18 protein-coding genes and 1 pseudogene are annotated in these 25,035 nt (G+C 48.3%); 9 read left to right on the top strand and 10 right to left on the bottom strand.

All coding sequences use genetic code 11. The features are described 5' to 3' along the window. The first annotated feature begins 182 nt into the window (after positions 1-182). A complete protein-coding gene (locus tag MRK00_10100; protein ID MDR4517719.1) occupies positions 183-1,211 on the top strand; it encodes an NAD-dependent epimerase in 1,029 nt (342 codons plus the stop codon). On the opposite strand, the gene MRK00_10095 is transcribed toward MRK00_10100, so the two are convergent. Continuing rightward, positions 1,189-2,577 (bottom strand): hypothetical protein, encoded by a 1,389-nt coding sequence (locus tag MRK00_10095; protein MDR4517718.1) that lies wholly within the window; start codon positions 2,575-2,577, stop codon positions 1,189-1,191. The two genes, MRK00_10100 and MRK00_10095, sit on opposite strands and share 23 nt — an antisense overlap. An 83-nt stretch (positions 2,578-2,660) precedes the next feature. Next, positions 2,661-4,232 (bottom strand): DUF5666 domain-containing protein, encoded by a 1,572-nt coding sequence (locus tag MRK00_10090; protein ID MDR4517717.1) that lies wholly within the window; start codon positions 4,230-4,232, stop codon positions 2,661-2,663. Between MRK00_10090 and MRK00_10085 the strand changes: the two are divergent. Continuing rightward, positions 4,162-4,317, top strand: a pseudogene (locus tag MRK00_10085) (energy transducer TonB). The gene MRK00_10090 and the pseudogene MRK00_10085 overlap by 71 nt on opposite strands. A 299-nt stretch (positions 4,318-4,616) precedes the next feature. Here MRK00_10085 and MRK00_10080 read toward each other — a convergent pair. Continuing rightward, positions 4,617-4,781, bottom strand: a complete 165-nt coding sequence (locus tag MRK00_10080; protein MDR4517716.1) for a hypothetical protein — start codon at positions 4,779-4,781, stop codon at positions 4,617-4,619. Positions 4,782-5,473: 692 nt separating this feature from the next. Between MRK00_10080 and MRK00_10075 the strand changes: the two genes are divergently transcribed. The 6 genes from MRK00_10075 to MRK00_10050 all read left to right on the top strand — a co-directional run bounded on the left by MRK00_10075 (position 5,474) and on the right by MRK00_10050 (position 11,439). Then, entirely contained in the window at positions 5,474-6,208 is a 735-nt protein-coding gene (locus tag MRK00_10075; protein ID MDR4517715.1) for a TorF family putative porin, read from the top strand. A gap of 91 nt (positions 6,209-6,299) precedes the next feature. Continuing rightward, positions 6,300-6,890 carry a sigma-70 family RNA polymerase sigma factor gene (locus MRK00_10070; GenBank protein MDR4517714.1) on the top strand — a complete coding sequence of 197 codons (591 nt, stop codon included), beginning with the start codon at positions 6,300-6,302 and terminating at the stop codon, positions 6,888-6,890. A gap of 18 nt (positions 6,891-6,908) precedes the next feature. Further along, positions 6,909-7,613 carry a zf-HC2 domain-containing protein gene (locus MRK00_10065; protein ID MDR4517713.1) on the top strand — a complete coding sequence of 235 codons (705 nt, stop codon included), beginning with the start codon at positions 6,909-6,911 and terminating at the stop codon, positions 7,611-7,613. A gap of 7 nt (positions 7,614-7,620) precedes the next feature. Further along, positions 7,621-8,913 (top strand): S8 family serine peptidase, encoded by a 1,293-nt coding sequence (locus tag MRK00_10060; GenBank protein ID MDR4517712.1) that lies wholly within the window; start codon positions 7,621-7,623, stop codon positions 8,911-8,913. 361 nt (positions 8,914-9,274) lie between these two features. Further along, the gene (locus MRK00_10055) at positions 9,275-9,784 is read left to right on the top strand and encodes a DUF1269 domain-containing protein (protein ID MDR4517711.1); all 510 of its coding nucleotides are present in this window, start codon (positions 9,275-9,277) and stop codon (positions 9,782-9,784) included. Between the two features lie 518 nt (positions 9,785-10,302). Further along, a complete protein-coding gene (locus MRK00_10050) occupies positions 10,303-11,439 on the top strand; it encodes a M10 family metallopeptidase domain-containing protein (protein ID MDR4517710.1) in 1,137 nt (378 codons plus the stop codon). Positions 11,440-12,126: 687 nt separating this feature from the next. On the opposite strand, the gene MRK00_10045 is transcribed toward MRK00_10050, so the two are convergent. Next, positions 12,127-12,867: a septal ring lytic transglycosylase RlpA family protein gene (locus tag MRK00_10045; GenBank protein ID MDR4517709.1), complete on the bottom strand. Its 741-nt coding sequence runs from the start codon at positions 12,865-12,867 to the stop codon at positions 12,127-12,129. A 430-nt stretch (positions 12,868-13,297) separates the two neighbouring features. Here MRK00_10045 and MRK00_10040 point away from each other — a divergent pair, with 430 nt between their 5' ends. Next, positions 13,298-13,858, top strand: coding sequence for a FecR family protein (locus tag MRK00_10040; protein MDR4517708.1), 561 nt, complete (start codon positions 13,298-13,300; stop codon positions 13,856-13,858). 94 nt (positions 13,859-13,952) lie between these two features. On the opposite strand, the gene MRK00_10035 is transcribed toward MRK00_10040, so the two are convergent. The 6 genes from MRK00_10035 to MRK00_10010 all read right to left on the bottom strand — a co-directional run bounded on the left by MRK00_10035 (position 13,953) and on the right by MRK00_10010 (position 24,811). Then, positions 13,953-16,571: an Ig-like domain-containing protein gene (locus MRK00_10035; protein ID MDR4517707.1), complete on the bottom strand. Its 2,619-nt coding sequence runs from the start codon at positions 16,569-16,571 to the stop codon at positions 13,953-13,955. 306 nt (positions 16,572-16,877) lie between these two features. Then, a complete protein-coding gene (locus MRK00_10030; GenBank protein MDR4517706.1) occupies positions 16,878-18,032 on the bottom strand; it encodes a tryptophan 7-halogenase in 1,155 nt (384 codons plus the stop codon). Then, positions 18,019-18,468, bottom strand: coding sequence for a hypothetical protein (locus MRK00_10025; protein ID MDR4517705.1), 450 nt, complete (start codon positions 18,466-18,468; stop codon positions 18,019-18,021). The genes MRK00_10030 and MRK00_10025 overlap by 14 nt, the downstream gene beginning before the upstream one ends. Beyond that, positions 18,461-20,656 (bottom strand): LodA/GoxA family CTQ-dependent oxidase, encoded by a 2,196-nt coding sequence (locus tag MRK00_10020; GenBank protein ID MDR4517704.1) that lies wholly within the window; start codon positions 20,654-20,656, stop codon positions 18,461-18,463. Before MRK00_10020 ends, MRK00_10025 begins: the two co-directional genes overlap by 8 nt. Positions 20,657-20,674: 18 nt before the next feature. After that, positions 20,675-22,900: a tyrosinase family protein gene (locus tag MRK00_10015; protein ID MDR4517703.1), complete on the bottom strand. Its 2,226-nt coding sequence runs from the start codon at positions 22,898-22,900 to the stop codon at positions 20,675-20,677. A gap of 207 nt (positions 22,901-23,107) precedes the next feature. Beyond that, positions 23,108-24,811 (bottom strand): multicopper oxidase domain-containing protein, encoded by a 1,704-nt coding sequence (locus MRK00_10010; GenBank protein ID MDR4517702.1) that lies wholly within the window; start codon positions 24,809-24,811, stop codon positions 23,108-23,110. Positions 24,812-25,035 lie beyond the last annotated feature (224 nt).

Raw genomic sequence — 25,035 nt, 5'->3', positions numbered from 1 at the left:
AAATTGTTTTAAATTGAGCATGCTCGCGATCGCGGGTGCAGCCGTTCCTTTTTCAAGTCCTGCAACTGATTGCAGGACACCATGTCAACGCAGCACCCGGCAAGGTCAAATAATAGAGTACGCGCGGCAATATTGAAGTCAGCGGGAAGAACTGAAACAATCGATGTAAGAACGGATAAAAAATGAAAGTATTAGTAACCGGTGCCGCCGGATTTATCGGCATGCATGTGGCAATGTGTTTGCTGAAGAAGCAAATTGAAGTGGTCGGCATTGATAACATCAATGATTATTACGATACCCGCCTTAAAGAAGATCGTTTAAAACAATTGAATCCACTACCCGGTTTTCGTTTTATCAAACTGGATATTGCCGATCGTGCGGGCATGGAGAAATTATTTTCCAATGAAAAATTCGATTATGTTATTCATCTTGCAGCTCAGGCGGGCGTCCGTTATTCCCTGGAAAACCCACATGTCTACATCGATAGCAATGTAACCGGTTTTTTGAATATACTCGAGGGTTGCCGCCATCACCCGGTCAAACATCTGATATACGCCAGTAGCTCCAGTGTTTATGGCGCGAATACGCATATGCCGTTTAGCGTTAACGATAATGTCGATCACCCGGTCAGTCTGTACGCAGCAACAAAAAAGTCAAATGAGTTGATGGCGCATTGTTATAGCCACTTATTTGGCATACCGGTAACCGGCCTGCGATTTTTTACGGTTTATGGACCATGGGGCAGACCCGACATGTCGCCCTTTCTGTTTGTCAGTGCAATTCTCGAGGGCAAACCGATTAAAGTATTCAATCATGGAAAAATGAAGCGCGACTTTACCTATATCGACGATATCGTCGAAGGCGTAATACGCGTGATGGATACCATTGCACAACCGGACACGACATTCGATCCGGGAACACCAACGCCCAGCAGCAGCAATACTCCCTACCGGATATACAATATCGGAAACCATACCCCCATCGACTTAATGACATTTATAGAAACCATCGAAAATGCGTTGAACAAAAAAGCGATCAAGAATCTGTTGCCCATGCAACCCGGCGATGTAGTGGCAACTTTTGCTGATATCGATTCTTTGCAGCAGGCAACGGGATTTGAACCCAAAACGCCGCTTGCTGAGGGAATAGCACGGTTTGTTGCCTGGTACCGGAACTATTACGACTTATCTAGAAAGCATGCCGCAGGGTAAGCCCTGACCCCCAGTCAGGACTGCGATCCGAGAACCCCTTTAGGCCATAAACGTTAAGACTGAAATGGTTACCGAGTCTATGCGAATAATAAACCGATAACGCACGTGAATCTTGCAATCGAAGCGCTGATTGCGAAATGTTGAAACTTGTTCCTATTGTCGCGCGGGGAAGGATGCGGTAACCTACGCCGGCGCCGCCATAAAACACATTATGCAAGGTAACGCCCTGCGGATCGCCAAGAAATTTGTAACCAAAGGTGGCTCTAATGTTGAATTTCTCGATGGACTTGAACAAATCTCCTTGCACGGCATAATCAAATTCGCCACTGCCCAGTCTTTGTGAAGCACTGGCGGTAGGAAACTTGACCCGCCCGGTAATATCGAACGCTATCCCGGTTGGCTGGTGATCAATCAGATTGTAGCTCAGCGCTGCGACAATATCTCCCAAGCCGGAGGCTGTTCTTCTGCTGATCGCATCGACATCAATCGCATCGGCTTCAGTACTTGCATCTGGTATGACACCGATTGGCTCCTCATCCGAATGTGAATTTAAAGGCGCTTCGGCAGAAGTTACTGTCAAGTCATCACCATTACCCGGGCCAGAGTTGCCGCCGCCCGGCCCCGAGTTGTCATCAACCCCGTCCTGGCCCGAATTACTAACATCACTGTCGGAACCTGAATTATCGTCGCCACTTCCCGAATCGGGATTGTCGTCACTATTTCCCGGTCCAGAGTTATCGTCACCGCCACTAGAATCGCCGTTGTCGTCACTGCTGCCGGAATCGTCGTTATTATCATCATCGCTGCCGGCGTTGTCGTTATTATCATCGCTGCCGGAGTTGTCGTTATTATCATCGTTGCCGGATCCCGAGTCGCCATCATCACCGTCACCCGATCCAGAGCCGGAATTATTGTTGTCGTCACTCCCTGATCCTGAGTTTCCACCACCGCCATTACTTGGATCAGGGCTATTATCAAGACAAAAACCGGGATTACTTGAGTTACTGACTGCCAATTGGTTTTCGGTACAGATAAAAACACCACCGCCACCGTTATCTCCAGTCCCAATACCCACAAAATCACCACCACCCAACCCCGTTCTGCCGTCGATAATATCAACCAGACCCGGCCCGAGTATGTTGCCCGGCCCGCTAATATCAAGGTATGGAATAGTTACCCGGACTGATGCGGGTCCTTTAGTATAACGCCCGGTAAACGGCACATACCAAATATCGGTGTTAGTGGCGCCACCATATTTTCCCTGTGTAAAGTCCATTCCAGTACTAAAACTGAAACCATCCGCTATTGCCGTATTTTGTATGCCAAGCGATGCAGTAACAATCACAAGGCACAATGATTTTTTCATAGCGTAACAAACCTTTCATATAAATTTAATCTCATTATTTTTGCCACATGTAACGGGGATAGGCAGTAAATTCCCGGTGTCAATTACCGATCAAAATCACTGTTGGAACCTCTATGGAAGTCTCTGTCAATATCTCTGTCAATATCTCTGTCGACATCCCTATCGAAGTCTCTGTCAATATCTCTATCAATATCCCTGTCGAAATTCTCACGAATCTCACGATCAAGATCTCTATCAATGTCCCTGTCTTGATTTCGGTCTAAATCAAAATCCTGCTCGCGGTCGAATTTCAAGTCAGAATCTTCAACAGCACTACGGTCAACATCCCGGCCACCGTCACGATCAAAGTCATGATCAGAATCAGAATCACGATCCAGATCATGACCACTGTCAATTGATACCGCGTCATCTTTCCGTTCAAGTTGCTCTACATCCCTTGTACGACCCTCGCGATCATCGCCTTTCCCGTCCCGGTCATCATCAAGTCGTCTGACAGGCTGTTCCCTCGCGTTCTCGCGTTCCATTCTGGCAGGAGAACCCCCAAACTTTTCGGACTCACGCTGCGCAGACGAATCTTCTGATTTTCCGGATTTCGTATCTGAATCGTGGTCACGCTGATCGTTCTGATCGTTTTGGCGTGTTTTTTCCTGTTCGTCATCATTGCGCCGACTATCCTCAGTACGTTGCGCCGAGTCCCGGGCATGTGGACTACTGCTATCGTTATAAACGCCATTGATGTCCTGCACGAAAGGCTCTGATTTGAGTTCCACCTTATCGGCAACAACCTGGTTATCAGGCGTGATACGCCCTCTCACCTGTATGCGCTGATTCATTTGCAGTTTTTCATGATCTGCTCCAACAATCTGAGCATCAGGAATCACTCTGATTTTCTGATTATTCAATAGCAGCGCCTGATCGTTAACTGCCTGGACATATCCCTCCATCACAACACGGCTAACATTACCCAGACTATGCCATGTTGGATCAACCTGAACAGTCTGGGCCTGTATGCCCGCCCCATTCCAGTTGCCAGTGACGGATACTTCGGTACCTTCACTCAAGCCCGTCAAATGCGTATGTGGATCAAGTTCAATCCGGGTTCCATCAACCACAATCTCATTGCCGCCAATCCTGGAAATCGTGCCGTTAATGATGGCGTGTTCTATCGGTGAAATCGATTGAATCTGCGATGCAATAATTGTTCCGTTAGCCAGACGGTGTCCACTTACGCGCACCCATTCACCCATAGCCAATCTTTCCGTAGTCTGTTGTACCTGGAGTTGAATGCTTTGATTGACTACCTGAATTTCCCGGGAAGCATGGTCGATGTGTGTTACCGGTCCGACCGCAGCATGCATAATTGCAATGTGACTCGCGTTGACTTCATCACCCGAACCCTCGGCACGCACGACAACAATCTGACCGGCAATCAAGTCCCGTAGAGTTGAAGGAGAACCATCCATAGAGACAGAAGTGCTGGAATCATAATGGACTTCAATTCCATTGACACAAATACTGGCAAAACCGGTAATAACGCCTATGATACCGGTTCCACCGATACCGCCATCCTCGGTCAATTTGTCACCTGTACCGCCGATGCCGCCCTCACTCGCCAACTTTGCACCCGTACCGCCGATGCCGCCTTCACTCGCCATTTTTCCACCCGTGCCGCCGACGCCACCTTCACTCGCCACCTTTCCACCCGTGCCACCGACGCCACCTTCCAAGACTACCTTGCCTCCTGTTCCGCCGATACCACTGTTGTTAATTCCTGTGCCGCCAATTCCAGAACTGGCTGCTGCAAGCGGATTGACCAAGGACGCATTTGTTTCACACAGGTTTTTGCTCTGAACGCCGGCTGACGCCATCAAGGTACCGATGGCAATCAGCACACTCAGGATTCTGGCTAACGGACTCAGGGAAAACAAATTGTAAATTCTAGGTGAAATTTCTCGCTGACGAATGCGCCTGGTGTTTTTCATGTAAAGGATCCCGTGCGAACAAATTATATTGGGTTAGGCCGGCCGGGTTTGGCCGGATTACTGAACATTGCCGGTAAGCGGCCAGTAGACATAATTCCATTTTTCAGCACCACCGTTTAAATAAGAAAAAGCGATCATGCCAGACTTCAAGCCAGTTTGCTTTCTTTTAAACGATTGAATAACCAGTAGAAAATTTTCACAAACTATTGACGAGCAAAACATACTTGTTCCCTTTTTACTGTCATCATCAGAAACATCATTCGATGTTAATTAAATTTTTTTTCAGATTATTGTGCCGGGGCTGTGATTCAATTATGCCATTGAATATTTTCGCAATCAGAGCGATGCCCACATCGGTTTAACGACGACCAATCATGCACATTATCAAGTTACTGAGCCGATTATAAAAACCAAACCGGCAAAAGTACTAAAACGGTCCGGTTATCTTGCAAACGATAGATTGCCCATGACTAGAATTTGCGAACGGCCATCCACCGCATTCATCGCAAAGCCCGATCTAATGATTTCTTGAAAATTAAATAATTCAATATATTAAGATACTTAGCCATGAATTTGGAAAAACAAATGCAGCTATACGACTAATAATAAACACTTTGCCGCCCTTCACATTGGGCGCATGTGTTTTTTACACACATTATATCCGCTTAATCCCCAAAAAGGTTCAAAGCATGCGATAATTCAATTTAGCTTTATCGTTTTGCATTATTGTACCGGGGGGGGCACTAACTATGAGTGAGCAGAAATAATTCATTCATTGTTAACACTTCCTGAGTTAATCATTTAATTTTTTGTTTTATAAAAAGAAGTTTTCTTTATCACACATACATCTCCTGGTACTGACAAGGTATTTAGCCCTATCTGTCTGTTGTTTTCCTTCTGTTCAATCTTGCCAAATGAATAAGGCCATTCATAATCTGCCACTGTTACTTTTATTTGCACTTCTTTTTTTCAGCACAGCCGTTTGCCATGCTGAACTCAGTGCAAGCGTGACCGGGTCGACGGATTATTTCTGGCGCGGTTATTCCAAAAGCGATAAAAAACCGTTTGTTCAAGCCAATATTGATTATGAGTTCAAAACCGGGTTCTATTTGGGTTCCTATTTTTCTTCGGTTAATTTTGCCGATCATGATTTCGCGAATCGTTCGAAACTCGAATTCAGGCCTTATTTTGGTTACGCACATCGATTATCCAAAGACTGGCGGTTTAATGTCGAATGGAATCGTTATCTTTATGATGGCAATATTTTTGGCCGGCATGCCGATTACAATGAGTTTTATTTCTTAACGCATTTTCGTGATTTGCTGACGGTTGCGCTGGCTTTTTCCGAGAACAGCTATAATCAAAAACATATGTCTTTCAGTTATGAAATGACGGGGCGTTATCCCATTACCGATTTGATCGAATTCTCAAGTACTTTTGGCTACAATAAACAAAAAAAGAATCTGCATTATGATTATGTCTATTGGACTTCCGGATTTACCATGCATTTTTCGCGGAATATAGGCATTGATTTACGTTACTATGGCTCTACGCACGCCGCGACGAAAGCGGTACTCCCCCAGGATTGGCAATTTGAACCGGATGGTGTCGGTAACCGCGTACTGTTTTCAATCACGTTTGGTTTCTAATTTTTTTGCAATCCATTGAACCATTTAATGATGATTGTGGATTAACGGGTAAGTGGAACTAAGTAACGATGTCTCATTGAATTAATGGATCATGGCCATATCACCCAGAAATAATAAAGAGAGTATTTATGCCTCACCGAAAATGCAGGCGAGAGAGCAGCAGTTGATTGCTGAAACAGCGGCAGGGAACGAGAAGGCATTTGAGCAGCTTTATCAGCTTTATTTTAACCGGTTGTTTCAATTTGTTTTTCGCATTACGCGAACGCAGAACGGCATTGAAGAAGTGATTAATGATGTGATGTATGTCGTTTGGGATAAGGCTTCAACGTATAATCAGATATGCCGTCCATCAACCTGGATACTGGGCATTGCGTATTTCAAGGCATTGAAGAGTATTGAGAAATCGATTGCTGATGAGGACCGTTCTGTTGAGTTTAATGATGAGCTGGATTATTTTCCTGATAAAGGTACGGATTGGATTTCTCAGGTGGAGACCAGTAACTGGCTGGAAGTTGCATTCAAACAGTTGTCGACTGAACAGCGGGCGGTTGTTGAAATGACTTATTTTCAAGGCCTGCATTACAATGAGATCGCTGAGATTATGCAATGCCCGGAAAACACCGTGAAAACCAGAATGTTTCATGCGCGAAAAATTCTGGCAAAATCACTTCAGCAAGATTAATGGCAGGAGCGAACAGAGATGTCAGTGAATAGCAAAACCGGCAGTAATCGCGAACATCGTGAGGTATGGGGTCTTTTGCCCTGGTTTATCAACCGGACGCTGAGTGCTGAGGAACTGGCGCGGGTAGAAGGTCATATCAAGACATGTCTTACATGCCGCATTGAATTAAAGCAGCAGCGGCAGGTCTATGAGAATATCCAGCAGGCAGAGCTTTTGCAGCAAATGTCCAACGCGTCGTTTAATCGGCTCAAAATGCGTATTGACACACAGCTCGCTCCCCAATCTGCATCCTTTGGTAAAAGACTCGAGAATTTTCAAAGATTTTTCTTTCAATTCAATGACTTTAGAAAACATCTCGCGCTGACTTTCGCAATAGTGCTGATGACAACGGCGTTTATATTCAATACGACGCTTGAAATGAGTCTGCCGGAAAATGAGTACCGGACTTTGGCCAAGCCGTCCGAATCGCTTGATGAAAGCAGGAAATCCAATTTGATACGCGTCATTTTTACTGACAAGACAGACATGGCGCAAATCGACGCGATTGTCGGCAGTGTACACGGCCATATTGTCAATGGGCCATACCAAAACGGTATTTATGAAATTCTTATCGATGGCGAACAAAAATATTCTATGGAAGCAACTGATGCCATAAGCGAGTTACGTAACAACGCACATGTGTTTTTTGCCGAACTGGCGCTTGCCCCACTTTCATCCGAATGAGCCTGCTATGTTGATATTATTTCTAAAGAAATTGCTGGTGTTTATTGCCTTCCTGTTTGCGGTTCTGGGTATTTCTGCGTTGCCGGTCAGCGCCGGGCAGGATTTGGTTATCGATCCATTGCTATTTGATACGAATCGTGCTGAACGCATTGTTCTGGTCACCTATTCCGATAAGCATATCGATCGGATTCCTGTCGGCCAGATCAATCAGGCGTATCGTAAAAGAGGTGAATATGGCAGCTCGACATGGAGCCAGCGGATTGCCAGCAGTATAGAAGCGGATTACAAGTTAACCATTCTTGCACAATGGTCGATCAGCGAAATAGGCGAGCACTGCGTTGTTTATCTGATCAATGAAAACCAGTCAGTTGCTGAAATCATTGCGACATTATCGAATGACAACCGTATCGATAATGTTCAATCGATGGCGACGTTTAAGGTTCTGGCCAGGGAATACAGCGACCCCTATTACCGGTTGCAATCGAGTATTCATCCGTTCAATCTGGAAAAGATCCACAGTCAGGTAACGGGCAAAAATATAACCATTGCAATTATAGACACGGGCGTGGATGCAAAACACCCCGATCTGGACGGTCAGATTAATGTCATTAAGGATTTTGTTGCAGATCAGGCCACCGCTTTTCCCAGTGACGGGCATGGCACAGCAATTGCCGGCATTATTGCCGCCAAGGCAAACAATGGACAGGGCATAGTCGGTCTGGCGCCCGATAGCCGCATTGTTGCCATGAAAGCCTGCTGGGGAATTTCTGAAGGAAACCTGGATGCGGTTTGCAACAGCTTTACCCTGGCCCTGGCGTTGAACACCGCCATCAACATGAAGGTAGACGTCATTAATTTAAGTCTGACCGGGCCTTACGATCCCCTTTTGGCCAGACTGATCGATGCCGCTGTTCGGCAAGGCATTATTGTCATCGCCTCTCAAACCGACCGGCAAGATGACAAATCCGGTTTTCCGGCGCAACAGCCGGGCGTGATCGGCGTGCAAAGCCACAATCACATGTTGCAAACATCGTATAAAACACAAGCACAGATTGTCCCCGCACCTGGAGAACAAATCCTCACTACACTCCCCAACGGCGCCTACGACTTCATCTCCGGCAATTCAATGGCCACCGCCCACGTCACCGGCCTTGCCGCTTTATTATTACAGCTTGAGCGCGGCCTCAACAGCCAGGACCTGTACAAATTGCTGGTCAAGGCTAACGAGCCACAGTTCTATAAAGTATTCAACTCACATCCCAACAAAGCCAATAATATCAAAACCGGGTTTAAACAGTAAAAAACAACTTGGCCTGAAAAAAATTGCGCGATGGCGCAATTTATAGCCTGACACATTCAGGAATATTGTATATTCCACGGGCACTATTCAACACCACCGCTTCTCGACACGCCCCCATTCACCGGTTTTCCTACATGCATACACCATTAAATCCGGCAATAAATATCTATATGCAATGGATCGGCGTACCCCTATACGTATTCACACGTATTTAAAAATCCAACCTGTTTTGATAAGGTGATTTTGTAGTGTTGATATTTACATCATGCTGCAATAGAAACCCGATAAACTGCGTGCGTGCTTGATTTGAATTGGTTTTAAGGCTTGATTTCAGCACCGCGACATTAAACAGGAGTAAATCATGCGAAGAATCTATTTTCTAGTGCCTGATATCAACGTGACAAAAAAAATCGTCGACGAACTGCTGCTGGCGCGTATTGAAGAAAAACATATTCATGTCATTGCAAAACGCGGGACGCCGCTTGAAAATCTGCCGGAAGCCAGTCTTTTACAAAAAAGCGATTTTGTTCCTGCAGTAGAACAGGGGCTCGCGCTAGGCGGTGCGACCGGCCTGCTTGCTGGACTGGTTGCTGTAGCCCTGCCGCCTGCGTCGACTGTTATTGCAGGCGGCGTTTTACTGGCAACCGGACTCGCAGGCGCCGGCGTGGGCGCATGGCTCAGTGGTATGGTGGGCATGAGCATCGGCAATCGACGCATCAAGGCATTTGAAAATGCGATTGAAGCGGGTGAATTTCTGGTATTGGCCGATGTCTCGTCCGAACGCGTCAATGAAATCGAAACACTGATCAAGCTGCATATACCACGTGTCGAAGTCGAACAAACCGAACCCAGAGTACCCGCTTTTCCTTGATTAATAACCAGCCAATGCTTCATTACTGCCGGGTTCATGCCATTAGCAAACTTGAAAATTGATTCAAACACAGCCAGAAGTCGACACAAAGCAAAAACAGGTTAAAATAACGGTGTTTATGGATAGTAAATAGCATTTTAGCCTGTTCTTGCTGCCGCAGCAGCGATGCAATCAGTACGCTTTCAACGGGCTGTTAAACTGTGTACACAATATGCCAGGCAGAATTAACAAAAATCCTTCTTTCAGTCATTAATACCTGATAAGATTCGAGCACCTCTGATGACTGGCGGCTTCTGGTTGCTTCTGTTCTTTACCATCAGCCCCCTGAATTCAAGTATAAATTCTACAAATTTTCTTTTTAACAAGAACTCAACCCGGCTATTTGAGCCAACAGGATTATATCCGATTGCTTTAATCCTGATTATTTCGGTTGAAAGACGTTTAAACATGTATTGTTTTATTTTCGGCAAAATACAACAGGGCGTATGAATGCTAACCTGGATGAAGGAAATAAGTCTATGCGAAAAGAAATACTATCAGGCCTGCTCGGATTATTGCTAACCCTCAACCTCGGGTCAGTGCATGCATTGACAATAAACCTGAATGATATCGGCGGTGTAAAAAATACTCCCGCCGAAGCAGGCATTCAAAAAGCCGCAACATTTTGGGAGTCTTTATTCACTGACAATGTAACTGTCAATCTTAACGTGGGCTTTGATTCACTGCCGTCGAACGTGCTTGGACAAGCTTCCAACTCATTTATAACAATCAACTATTCTGCGGTACGCAGTGCGCTGATAGCCGATGCAAAAACGCGTTCTGATCTTACGGCGACACAAAACCTGGCGGCAGGCCCGGCTTTTGATACCTTCATTAATCGCACTTCAGATAATCCCAACGGTGCTTTTAGTGCGTCACCCTATCTGGATAACGATGACGGCACAAATAACGCCAATGTTTATATGACATTAGCCAATGCACGCGCTATAGGTTTATATCAAAACCCATTCGTCATCGACGGTACGATTAACTTCAATACCGATCATGTGTGGGATTTTGATAATGGCGATGGTATAAATAGCGGCGCCTTCGATTTTGTTGGCATTGCAATACATGAAATTGGTCATTCACTGGGTTTTATCAGCGGTGTTGACCGATTGGACTCGGGCCGTCTCGGCAGTGCTACCGATAACGATTACTTGTCCAGCACACTGGATCTGTTTCGTTATTCTGATTTAAGCGCTATTTCCGGCGTAACAGATATGTCGGCAGACAATCGGGGCAAGTTTTTTTCAATCGATGGCGGTGCAACAAATCTGGCCTTTTTTTCGACGGGAAAGAATTTTGGCGACAGATATCAGGCAAGCCACTGGCTTGACAATCTTGGTCTCGGCATCATGGATCCCACTTTTTTTCGAAATGAACTTGGCCTCGTAACGCCAGAAGATCTGTTGGCATTTGACGTTATCGGTTGGGATGTTTTGCCTGCCGTACCAGAGCTTTCTGCTTTTGCACTGCTGATGATCGGGTTGACTGTAATCGCGTTCAAACACCGTCTCGAAATAAAACGCGCAAGCCGCAATTTCAGATCATCTGCCGAAGACAAAATACGCCTTTCACCTTCATACCCCTCAATACATTCAGCACATTCATAAATTGCCTGACTCGCGCCAGGCCGGAAAGCGCGCCGCAGTTGTAATATGCGGGGCGCTCTCAGCCGGATTTGCATAACACCTCAATTAAAGGACATCTCTATAAATCATATTTGCGGGCACCCGCATCGCGGACTGCCTGCTTAGCCCGTTTCGTCACAATACTGTGTTGCTCACAAAAAATATCTCCTCAGATCATGCCAGACGATGAAATCCGGCTTTGACAGGACATCAAAGCCGGAGAAGAGCCATCGGAAAGAAGATTTGTGGAGGGAGTAATTCGCATCAATTCGACGAATTCGATGGCTCGGGGGAAGACTCAGTGACTGCATGAACACCCGGATTGCAAAGCCGGGAAAAACAAAATCAGTAACGGTATTATCTGCCCCATCACGGATTAAAACAATGTGGCATATTGCCGCATCCCGTTCCAGGGGTTGTTCTCACATTTGAAATTGCAGGTAATTCTGTATTCCTGCCATCAGGCGTGGTTTTCCCCGGTTTCGGCCACATGGCCAACAGAATTTTATTCAAAGCCTGGGATGGGCATGTGTAAATACGTGATGTCATCCTCTGGTATCAGAGAGGCTCTGGCGATTAGACTATTTCTGCTCCGGAAATTTTCAGAAACAGCAGGATTCTGAAAATTTCGGTAGTATTAAACGATAGAAGATGTCGGGTATGGCGGGCTTACTGACCGCGCTCCAGGCAGCCGAGCACATGATTGCGAAAAAAATCCCCACTCAGACCCAATATATCTGCTTCATTCTGGCAGATACTCAACTTTGAATGGTTTACTGCTTGATCAGCCTGGATTTTTGAAGGTAACGGCACTGGCTGCGGTCCGGCGTACATGCTCCTGCCGGCTGGAATCGACTCGACATCCAAGTGCACAAATATCATTCCGGCCGTTCCGAAACCCAGTTCAACCGCGGCTTGTCTGGACAAATTGACTATCCGGTCTCCACCGCCACCCCAGCGATCATTGATTCGAACAGTCACATGCCGTTGTGTTTCCGGGTTTGTCACACGGACTACACTGCCGATTGGAATGGTTCGATGCGCGGCGGTAAGCTGTTCTGAATCGTACGGTTCGCCACTTGCCGTCAAGTTTCCTTCCATACCGGGAGCATAATATGTTGCGTACCCGGTTTCGGTAGGCCAGAGCGGTTCCTTGACGACATTTTTTTCACTTTCCTCAACATTCAACAGCGCAACGTCTTTGTTATTATTTTCAATAATCGGCGGAAGTGTACTATCCTGTTTCTGTGGGTCTGACGGATTGTTTTCGGCTACTGATTCATGTTCAGCAAATGTATTGCGGTCTTTTTCCGGCTGCGCTGCAATTTCCGACAAGCCTCCCGGATCGCGCTGAATTCCTGCACAAGCACTGAAAAATAGACAGACGAAGAGTATTATTATTTTTTTCATGGCGATATTGACATGCATATGGTGATTATTTTCGTTAAATTGAAGTAATGTATTAGTCTCCAAGTTTAATTTCTGCGCCTTGTTTGTCAAGAAGGTTATAGCTGAATTTTTTGCAAAATATCTATAGGGCACCTCTAAAAATTCAGAGTTTTAAACAAGACGAGGCGAGAACAAAAAATGTTGACGCAGCATATGATTGATATGTAAGGAAACATTTTTTGTAAACAACGAAGTATGGATTTTTAGAGATGCCCTATAATTTTATATCTGCTTTCAGCCAGGTCGCGGCAATGCAGGATGAAAATATTCATTTCACGATGAATTCCGGCGCCTGGACGAAAAAAGCAAGTCTGCACAACTGGTACTGGCGGCATACGCCCGTTATAATGGCGGATTGTTTAACGATAGCATTCAGTACATACACAAATCCATGTCCGCACCCAAAGATTCCGACTCAACCTCAAAACCCGTCAAACTCACCTGGCGGCAGATGCTGTTTCATTTTGCATTGCTCTGTATTTGTGTGGTGCTCGGTATATTTGCCTGGTATCTGTCCAGGCCGCAAAGCATCCGGTTCCATGAAACAAATGCACACGAGTATCTCACTGTATCCGTAACACCGGAAATTGAAATATCTCTGGACCACAGCAGTTTGTGCGCCGTCACCGATTACGAACCACTACGCATTGAGCTGTTTCGGGGGAATGCTTATTTTGATATCAAGAAAAAGCAGAAGGAAGACTTTCGCATTAAAGTCGGCGAAACCCTGATCGAGAATCTCGGCACACGCTTTAGCGTACGCATGCAAAAAGACGGCAATCATATTGTTTCAGTGGGACAGGGACAGGTTAACGTGCATGTCGCTACCGGTACGCACCTCATCAGCGCACTCGAGCAGGCAGATTTTGACGGTTACACCGTCAGCAAACACAGAATGATCAGCGCACGTGACGTAGCACCCTGGCATAGTGATCAGAAAGTGCCTTACTAAGAATGCTTCATACATACGAAGTTATTCGATGGTTTTGCACGCATTGTTCAGGTGCAATTCACCGGACAATACACCTCAAAATCCGATTAACAAATCAATACAGCAATACACCAGTACTGGTATAAATCACCCCATCCAGGTTTAGGTTGTCCGCATTGGATTCATAATCAGTCAGATCAAATATGGGTATCACTTCAGCATTAGCCGACGACAAGTATGAAGGCGCTTCAAAGGGATTGCCATCGGTATCGACGATAGCGCCATGTTCGATATGCATTTCATAATTGGTGTTCTTAAGCAAATCCTGCGCAGGATCAATGATGACTATACCAGAGTCATCAAAAGTAACCTGACTGGTATCATTAATTGCAATGATGCGCGTGTCTGTTCCGCTGCTGATAAAAATATCGCCGCTGCCCGGCACTACTTTTTCCATGAAATCCAATTCAATTGCATCGCCGACCTTAACGGAATAGAGTAAAGGATTGAGTTTGGTCGCATCGACGGGCTTGATGGTTTTAATGGCTGCATACGATAATCCGGCGTAAGTATTTCCGGATATATCGGTAATAACGCCATTTGGTATTAAAACATTGTATGTCGTATCAGGAATCAGAGCCTCAGTCAGATCAATGGAAACACCGCCAAATTCATCAAAAAATACCTGACTGGTGTCGTCAATTGCAACAATGCGCGTATCAGTGCCACTGCTGAGAATAAGATCGCCTTTTCCAGCCTTAACTTTTTCATCAAAATAAAAACTGATTGTTTCGTCGGCTCGAAAAAATCTACCATCATCCGAAATAAAACTGAACCGATTTAAACTGGGGATATTGTCGGTTCCAAAAATTCCATAATTCAATGCGTTACTACCCAGTAATAACGGGGCTGAATCCACTACTTTTATTTGGCCGTTACTAAAACCGGCAAAACTATTTCCCGCCATATCGAGAATTGCACCATTAGTCAAACTTACGGTATAAGTGGTATCAACCAACAAATCGTCGTGTGGATTGACGAAAACATTGCCAAGCGCGTCGAAAATCACCTGGCTGGCATCATTAATCGGAACAGTTCGGGTATCCGTACCATTACTGAAGATAATATCGCCGTGTCCAGGCACAACCTTTTCATTGAAGATTAACCGAATATCATCATCGGTTTTGATAACCGAACCACTGGCCGGAATACTGGCTAACAATATCGGCCCGGTTGAATTTTCGGCACTGCCAGTTTGATTAAACCCTCTAAATGGATTACCGTCGAAATCCGTTATCGCGCCGTTTTCTATCTTGACAATCGAAAAATGGTTAAAACTGAAGCGCGGAGCAAGGTGCGGTGTAATCGTTACACTGTCTGTTGTATAAGGATAAAGATTAAAGCCAATCTGACTGGAATCGTTTATGGGAATGCTGACAATTTCGGTACGAATTTCATGACTTAGAAATAGCGAAAGACTATTGACTACCCGTTCACCCGTGATAATCACATCGCCACTATTCGCTTTGACAGGTTCATCAAAAAGCAACACGCCATCAAAAGTACCGGGTAAAGCGAGTTTCCCTGTCATCAATGGGTTAGACATCACGGTTTTAAATGTCGCATTATTGAAACCAGCATACGGATTGCCTGCCGTATCAGTTATGACACCACTTGCCATTTGTGCAGTGTACGTAGTGTCGGCGATTAAATCCTCGGTTAAATCGATGGTTACTTCTCCCGAGCGATCAAAAGTCACCTGACTGGTGTCATCTATTGCAATAAAGCGTTCGTCTTTACCGTTGCTGAGAACAAGATCGCCATGACCCGCCATAACCGGTTCATCAAACGTTAATTTGATTTTTCCGTCGGCACTACCGTCAATTTTGAATACACTGCGATTAGATGGATTACTATCGATTAATAAGGGTGCGGAATCAATTATTTTCAGGTTGACACTGCCTCCGGCGAACGGATTTCCCGCTGTGTCCTTAATAACGCCTTTATCCATCCAGACGTGGTAGGTTGTGCCGGGCGTCAAGTCATCGATTGGGTCGATGACAACGCGGGCATATTCATCGCTGCCGCTTTCTTCAAAGATAACCTGGCGTGTATCGGTGATGGGAATGGTAACGGTATCAACACCATTACTGAAAATAATATCGCCACTGCCCGCAATGACTTTTTCGTCAAAGCCCAAAACAATCTTGTCGTCGGCTTTAATGACTAAGTCATCGGCGATAAACTGAAAAAAAGAACCTTCAGAATCATAGCCTGCAGTCTCTCGGCTCACATTGCTGAACGTCAATACCGGCTCGGAAGTTTTTACCATTTTGCTGGTCACATCCAATCCGACAAAATCATTACCCGCTGTATCGACAATCACACCCTTTGCCATTCGTACCTGGTATGTTGTTCCGGCAATCAGGTCATTTTTTAAATCGATTGTAACGCCGCCCGATTCATCGAAAGTGACTTGACTGGCGTCATCGATTTGCACAATGCGCGTTTCCGTACCGTTACTGATCACAACAGCACCGTCTCCCGGCAAAACTTTTTCATTGAAAGCCAGTTTAAACTGGCCGTCAATTTTAAAACCCTTTAAATCTATATCTGAAAAAAAGTCCGGCCGATAGGGATTCGAAATATTTTCAAATACCAAAAACGGCGCTGCGGTATCGGGAATCGTAGAAAAGCTGATCACTTTATTGTTTCCTGAATTTTCAGTTCGCATCGTTTCATCCGTATTTAAGCCTTGAAAACAGTGTCAGCACAACATGATTAAGATCAGGCCATACCACAACTTACAATTCACATAATTTTACTCAACCAGTTTACGTGCGAATATTATACTTTTGTGTGTTTAAAATCACATTGAAGTTGAATCAGTTTGGGTTTTCAGGAAATTTTTTTGTGTCATGATATTCAACTGATTTTCTATATGGCTATTCATAGGCTAAAAAAACAGTAAAGACAGAATGATCAGCGCACGTGAGGTAGCGCCCTGGTACAGCGAACAAATACAGTAGACAAAAACCGCTTACGCCGTTATTTCCGTCAACCTTCCCTCTTGCCGCCGTTGCCAGAACGGCGCGCCGGCAAAGCGGCCTTCCATCGCATAATAGTTCCGGCGTGTTCGCAGGTAATGTTCAAATTCGGACTGGAGTACATGATGGTACTTTTGTCCAGCTCCCGGCTTGCCTTGCAAATCGTCTCTGACGGCATAGGACGCCAGCACGCCGTGCCGTATCGCTTTAAAAATGCCCAGCGATGAAAGTGGGTCAAATAGCGTCGCCGCATCGCCCGCCGCGTACCAGCCGGTTCCACTAAACCGCTTCAGATATTGACTGTGAGACGGCCTGACCTGCAGCGGCGTTAGCGGTCTGGTGTTGACAAAGCGTTTGCAAGTCTGACGGGCACGCGCCATGGCGCGATGCCAGCCTTTTTCGTCGAGCACTTTCAGATCCCGCACAAGATCGCTGTCCGTCATCAGCGCCGCGACCCGCCGTCCATGCGGCAGATCGGCGGAATACCACCAGCCATCCGCGCTGCTTTCAACCAATGTAAAACTGTCAACAACGCGGTCACCGGCACCATTATCGGCCTGAAAAAAACGAAAAATGCCCATCAGTTTATCCAGCTTGTTCGCCCGAATGCCAAGACTGCGGCAAAATGCCGCGCCGCGTCCGCTGGCGTCGATAACCAGCGGCGCATCGATTGTCATCGATTCGGCATCGTTGCGATTAACCGTCAAACGCCAGCGTTCATCATATTCCGGCGCACCCGTCAAAACCGCACCTTTGATCACCGTCGCGCCTGCGGCTTCGGCCTGCCGCATCATCCAGCAATCGAATGCAACCCGGTCAATATGCCAGCCGTGACCGTAAAAAGAATACAGAAACGGATTCTCGTTGACCTGCGCGCCGCCCCAGTATGAACGGGTTCCCAAAGCCGGCATATCGCCACGCGCTTGAAAGGATTCAAGCAAACCGAGTTGTTGAAACAGTACGGCCGTCTGTGGCGGCAACGTTTCACCGATACGGAATTGTTGCAACGCTGCGCCGTTGCGTTCGAGCAACAGCACTGTCAGTTGAGGCATCTGTTGTAACAACGCAATCGCAGCAGCACAACCGGCGGCGCCCGCGCCAACGATGACTACGTCGTATCGTTGCGAAACAGAATCAAATCGCCTCATTGTACTGCTTAACGGCTATCCATTGCGCCACAACGCCAGCGGGTGCAGTGGACTTTCCATTGGGTCCTGTCGGATGGGCAATGGTGCGTACAATCGAACCGACCAACGCGGGTCGCTGATCAATGCCGTTGGGCCAATCGGGGATCAGGTAGCCTTTATAATCGTATATCCACTGCGCGCCCCCGACAACACCGACGCCCTGAAAACGAACGTTAAAGGGATTGCCATAACCGACCGACCCTTTCAGCTTAAGCGCCCAGCCGGGCCCGTAAATCAGCCCTGAAAATACCTGCATCGGCCCCGGATCGACGCGGATATTACCGCGCCCGAATTCCAGCGTATCAAAATCGGCATCAACATCCAGATTACTCAAAAAACTTCGATAAGTCCATGTCCCGACCAATACAGAAGGCACGCCGCCCGCAGCATCATTCATCGCCTGACTCTCCTTTAATTTCGCCGCCCAGTGTCCGTTCTCCGGGTTGCAATTGTGGCCCCAGCGCCTTATCGTTGCGCTCCACCTGATAGTAGCCCGGGGTACCGTCATTGGGTTCAAATTTTATAAAACCGAGATTGACCCAGTCGCTGACCATCTGCACACCCCCGGCATAGTTATCCGGGATGCCGGACGTCCAGTAGTATTGCTGACCACTGGCCGTCTGAATCACCATCGGCCTGTGACCGGGCCACCAGGGAATGTTGTAGGCGACATTCTGTTTGACCGGATCGCCTGTGCTGCCGGGATAAATGTTATTCCACATCTCATAGGTGACATTGATGTTCTGGTCGGTACATTCATGAAAATCCGCCTGCCACGGCAGCCCCATATACTTGGTCAAATCGCCCGGTTCCATCCCCCTGGCGATGTCATCGGCCTGGCTGCCGTCGCTGGCCGCCACCGACGCGGGAATACTGAGGCCGCCTGCGGTGTACGCGGCCTGATGGATACGGTATGCGCTGCTGTAAATAGCCGGATTCAGCATAATCCATCCCACTTCGGCACCGGGACAAAAAGCACCGCCCAATACATTGCCCAGTACGCCGCGATCAATCGCGCTACCGGTCTTTGGCGGATCGGCCCAGGGGTTGTCGCACGCGGCATCGCCTTCACCCCATTCATCGCATTCGTTGATAAATTTGCCTTCCATCCACTGTTTCAGGAAAAACAGTTGCGTATCGGTCATGCGTAAAAATTTATCCGTTACCGTATTGCTGATAGGATTGTTGCCGTTCAGCATCGGCATCAGACGCGGCTTTGAAGCCGAGTTGTTAAACGACGACACAAACTGTTCGCTTAAGTCATCGGGTACGGTATACAGATTTTCCTGTCCTTGTTTGCGCATAATCGCATAGATAAACGCCCGATGCTGCCGGTTGGGGTCCATGCCGTTTTTAGGCGGTTGCGAAAGCGCCGCTTTGTCGAGATTGCCGCCGGTACCCCGATTATGCGGCACGCCGCCGCCAAAGGGATCGAAATCGTAGGTAAACGTGTAATTATCCGGCCGGTTGAAGATGGGCCAGATATCCCTGAAAAAATGCGGATAATAATCCGGGTTATAGGTGGCGGCACTGCGCCAAACAGCCCACTGTTCCGCTGTCTGCGGCTGATTATGCTGACGGTCGAAGGGTGCAACGCCATAAACCGCAGAGTCGTATGCGAAATGGCGCACCGATAAATCGTAAATCGCTTCATCCAGGGTAATCATGTCTTCGATTTCCGGCGCATACGATGGATAACCCACCAGCAGCCAGGCCGGGGCATCCACATCAACCGTTGAAAATTTTTTCTTGCTGAGCGGCTTTCCCTGCGCATCGGTATAACGGTGAATATAACTGTACTTGATTTTCGCGCGCACCGGGCCGTCGGAAACATCATCATACCAGCCGTCATTATTGGCGTAGTTGCTGATGACAGGAATCGTACCACCGTCAGCCCCTTTGTAACCGGAGCGGCCGTAGCCGCCCAGCACAATCAGACGGCGGTGACGATCATTGTCTTCATTAACCCTCATTTCACCCAGCGTGGCAATGCTGTAGGGCTGAATATCGGGCGGCGGAAAACTCTGCGGATACGCACTGCCGTCATTTTTGGAAAATGACGCTTTACCGTCATCGCCGGAAACGGTGCGCGGGCCGGGATCGACAATCAACTGTCGCCGCCGGCCAGGCTGCGTCACCTCCGGATTGCGCAAAGGATGATTGGGACGATAACCATGCATGCCGTCATTTTCGCTGAATGCATACCAAGACGCCTTTTTATTGGCCAGATGTACGGTCCATTCGATATCGACGACCGTCCCTTCCACCATTTGCGGTCCGGTTGTTGAGGTGTCAAGCGGAAACCGGAATGTGTCGCCGATTTTCAGCTCGCGCGTGCTCTCGGTTTGATGCGCGTCATACACAAAAATACGAAAACGGGCGGCCTGCCGCTTGATACGGCCCAGGTTACCGGATTCCTTGAATTGACTGACGCGAACCGGCAGTCCATTTTCATCGACAATTTCACGGCCCAGGTCATCGCACTCAATCGGCAGTGCGCCAGGCTGCTCGGGCGCGAGATAAAACGATTCGCTGTTTCCAATCCGCGCGCAACCGATAGCCGGATGAATTTTAAACTGATTCATGGTATCTATTCTCCTGGTTTAATCGATGAAATTAAGCGAAACACCGTCGATAAACACCGCATCGTCAATCGGTTGGCCATCGAGCCCCATCACCACCAGATGCACGCTGATATCGTTCTCGCCGTTGGTCAGCATACGCTGCACCGCCTCGGTTGCATCAATCCGGTAGTTACGCGGTTCGTGATGCTGCAAAGGCCGCCGGTCGAACCTGCGCGTCCTGGGCAACGGTTTATCGCAATGTCCTGGACCGCCGTAACATGAGCCGTGAAATGTCGTCACCTGGCCGACATAATGCGGATTGTCTGCTACCGGGGTTTTGACTGTAGCATCGGGTGTATTGAGAAACACGCGGATCACGGCGTTGAACAGATTGGCGACATGCATGCGGTGCAGACGTATCTCGGCTTTACGGAATGTATCGAGCACCTGCGGCTTAACACCGGCTTTTTCAGCGTTAAACCGCAACAGCCCCTGCTGTCCGTTTACCGGATAATGGTAACTGTCGCGCATATACTCATACCCCAGTTTGCGCGTGCTGAGCGTATCGCCCACATTCATCGACCAGGGCGGCAAAATGCCATCCAGGTCTTCCGGATCAAGACCGGGGTGCATCTCCTGCCAGACAGCCCACAACCGGTCGACATTTGAGTGATGCGCCCAGAAGATGGGATCAAAAGCGGTGACACGATTATCGGTCATGTAACCATACTTCGGATTGAAGCTGTTTTGCGGATCGGGTTGATCAACGCCTATCGCTTTGGCGGCGGATAAATACACGGGATTTTGGCCGCCCGAGAAGTTATGCATGCCGTTATGCATTTGCTCGAGCCAGCCGAAATGATGATCGTAAACGGGGCCGCCGCCAAACTGGTTCCAGTTTTTCGACGACAGAATACCCGCCACATCCGCCGCAGTGGGATAATGGGTGGCAATACCCAATGAACCCGGCCAGCGATTGGGAAACCAGAGCGGATTGGCGCGGCGCAGCTCGGAATAAATGGCGTTCACTTTGTCCGACCACACCACCTTACCGGTGCTGAGCTTCAAGGTATAATCAATTTTGGCCGCCTTGAGAAAACGCAAACCGGAGTTATAGCATGTTCCTTTTTTCTGCAGTCTGGCGAGATTCTCCAGTTCGCTGTCACTGAACAACCCGCTGTCTTTCAGCACGGCAAGCCCGGCGGCATCGAGAAAGCAGGCGTACGCTTCGGGCAGCACGCCTATATCCAGTTGCTCTGTATTATACGTAGTACGGTTGGCGTCGGCGTAATCGCTCCACGACCAGTACGGCAGCGTAATACATGCATCGTAATCCTGCAGCGTTTGTTCGAAGAAATACAGATAAAGCCGGTGCCAGGGCAAAAACTGTTCCCAGCCATGCTGGCAGGAATCGGTATGGATGCGCGCCCAGTAGTTAAAACTGCGCTCGTCGAAGATATGCGGATCGTAGGTGTACATGCAGGCCAGCGCTTCGCGCAGCAGCGACAGCTCTTTTGCGGACAGCGTGCTCACTTCTTTCCTGACCTTCAAACCCTGCATTTCATCGCTGATCGCGTTGCAATGCCGGGTGGAAACCGTATGCAGCGCATCGCCCCTGGCCAGCGCAAGCACTGACGCCCCGGACTGCGTGGCTGCGGAACGCGTTTGCGTACCGGCATTTTCTCGGGTGCCGGCCTGGACGTCGTCCGTCTCGGGACAACCGTCATCGATCCATGCCGCGATGAAGTCAATATCGGCCGGACTGACCGCATTGTCCGCCTGCCATAATAACGGTGGAAACTGGCTGCCGTCAAAAGGAAACTGCCTGCGCAGCCCTTTGATCAACGCGGAACAGTCGCTGCGCGTCTGCTGCGCCTGTACCGCGGCCTGATCGGTACTACCAGAAAGGCTGGTGGCCGTCTGCCTGGCCGGGTTTTTGCCGCCGGTCGGCCAGCATTCACCCGCAGTTGCTGCGCTGCCGCCAGTTATCAGCGCCTGATTCAATGCCGACTCGTCGGCGGCAAGGGAATCGGCCACGCCGCCTTCACCGCAACAGCTTTTGCCGCCGGAATTGTCCGGCTGATGACCGGATTCATCCGGCCCGGGCGCAATCAGACGCTGTCCATACAATTCCGCCGTCTTGAACATATCCAGATTGCGCCAGAAAGCGCCAAGTCCCTGATAATCCGGAATGCACGGACCCTGCGCTTGATCCAGTATCTGCTGCACGCTTTGATACCGCGACAGTTTTCTTCTGTTATTCATTCTTCACCTCGAATAGCCTTAACCGGTCGCCGGCCACGGTTGATTAATTGTGAGCAAGAATAACCTGTTCCAGATCTCGATCAAGAGATGCAGCGCCAGGCAAAATTGAGCGAAAACGGTGCATACACAAAGTATGTGTGAGCATTTAAGCTTGATTTTAACGCAGCGATACGCTCTTCGGTAAGATCCCAAACAGGTTCCGAAATATCAATGCGCCTGTGCAACCGGCGTGCTCACGACTTCCTGAACTTCCATCATACCCAGGTCTTCATGATCGAGAATATGGCAATGGATGACAAACTTCCCGATATAATCGCGGTATTGCGTATAGACATTGGTTACCGCTGGTCCCTGCACCAGCAGCGTATCTTTCCAGACCAGTTGCGGCTTGCCGTCGGGGCCGTTTCGCTCCCACTGGAACGGGTTGACATGGATGTGAAATACATGCGGCGTCGGCGGTATGGCGTTGGGAATGGCGGCCGGGTCGCCGACAGTCGTCAACGACCACATGTCAACCGAACCGAGTTCAAGCTGGCGCACATGATTTGGATTGAAGGCACGGTAATTGACCTGAAAGTAATTCTTCCCGCCTTTCGCGTCCTGACCAAGCTTGAATACGACTTCCTGCACACCCACAGCTTTCTTGCGCAAATCGGTATCGCCAAACGGCGCAAGCGCCGCCATTTCCTTGCTGGTCGGCAACGCCATGTCGTCCGTTTCCTCGGTAATTCTCAGAATGGCGAGCAGGTTTTCCGGCTCATTGATCTGGCGCAGCGATTTCTTGCTCGAAGCAGCCTGATCGATAATGCGGTAATTACCGGATTTCATACCGGCCTTGATCAGCACATCACTGCGGTAACCCGATTGCAGCTCAATCGGTGTACCGGCCTTCCAGGTATCGACACGCCCGAGGTAATTGCCGTCCAGCGCGATCTCGTGCAGGTCATGGCCTTCGACGGCAAAAAATATCGATTCGCGGAATGCGGTGTCGATCAACCGCCAGCGCTGCACTTCGCCGCGCTTCATGGTGATGATCGGAACGATCTGCCCGTTGATGGTGATATGACGGCGCGAACAATGCCAGGTATCCATCGCGCCCTGATCGTTGCAGTTTTCCGGCGTCGGATTCGACGGGCCGGGGAACAGGCTGGTGATGTTGTTGAGTTCGCCCTGCTGGTCGTACAGGATGGTCTGCAGCACAAAAATCTTTTCGTTGGCGTTGGCCGCTTTCAGTGATGCGGGAATCTTCTTGGGATCGTCCTCGACAATCAATGCGCCCGCCATGCCGCTGCCCACCTGAATTGCCGTCGAGCCATGCGCATGCGCGTGATACCAGTACGAACCGACGGGATGATCCATCGGCACTTTCACTTCATAACCGAAGTCGCTCTGCGGCGGAATCGCCAGCAACACATTGTCGCTGTTGCCGACCGGTGACACGTGCATGCCGTGATAATGCACGTTGGTGGTGTTGTACGATGCAGGCGTGGTATCGAGATAGGCGTTCTGGTTTTCCTGCTCGAACTGCGCCTGAATTTCGTTTGGCGTTTCCTTCGGCAACCGGTTTTTCAGCATCAGGTTGATCACATCGCCCTGACTGACCCGCAACGTCGGCCCTGTCAATTCACCGTTATACGTGCGCAGCTTTAGCGGACACCCACCTAGCGTAGTGGTTCTGGCTTCGGTATATTGAACGGTAAACGTGGTATCGAGCTTACCATTCACCGCCCGGACTTCCGGCGGATTCTGGAATGGCTGTTTGCCGTATTTGTCGATATCGATCGGCAAATACGCGCAGTGCGGTTGAATATCCCCGGCCATTGCGGCTGAACTGCCAAGAAGAGAGAGAAGGGCCAGGCATGCCGCTGCCACCAAAACGTAATAAATATCCTGCATCCACCGTTTTTGCATCATTATTCCTTTTCTTGTTGATTGTGAGAAAAAATTTTGCCTGTGTTGCGATGTGCTGCTCGATGTGCTTCTGATATATTTACTTAATTCGTCTAGTTTTTAGGGGTCTCCTAGAGGTGAGATTAAATGAAAACTATCTTTCATGAAGCTTAGCTTTCAATAATTAACCGGTCAACGATTTTGTTAATACTAAAATGCCAATTTAAGCTTTTTGCACACTGATC

Source organism: Nitrosomonas sp. (assembly GCA_031316255.1).
Taxonomy (GTDB): domain Bacteria; phylum Pseudomonadota; class Gammaproteobacteria; order Burkholderiales; family Nitrosomonadaceae; genus Nitrosomonas.
The sequence above is the reverse complement of the archived record's forward strand: the minus strand, read 5'-3'. Positions and strand labels throughout refer to the sequence as shown.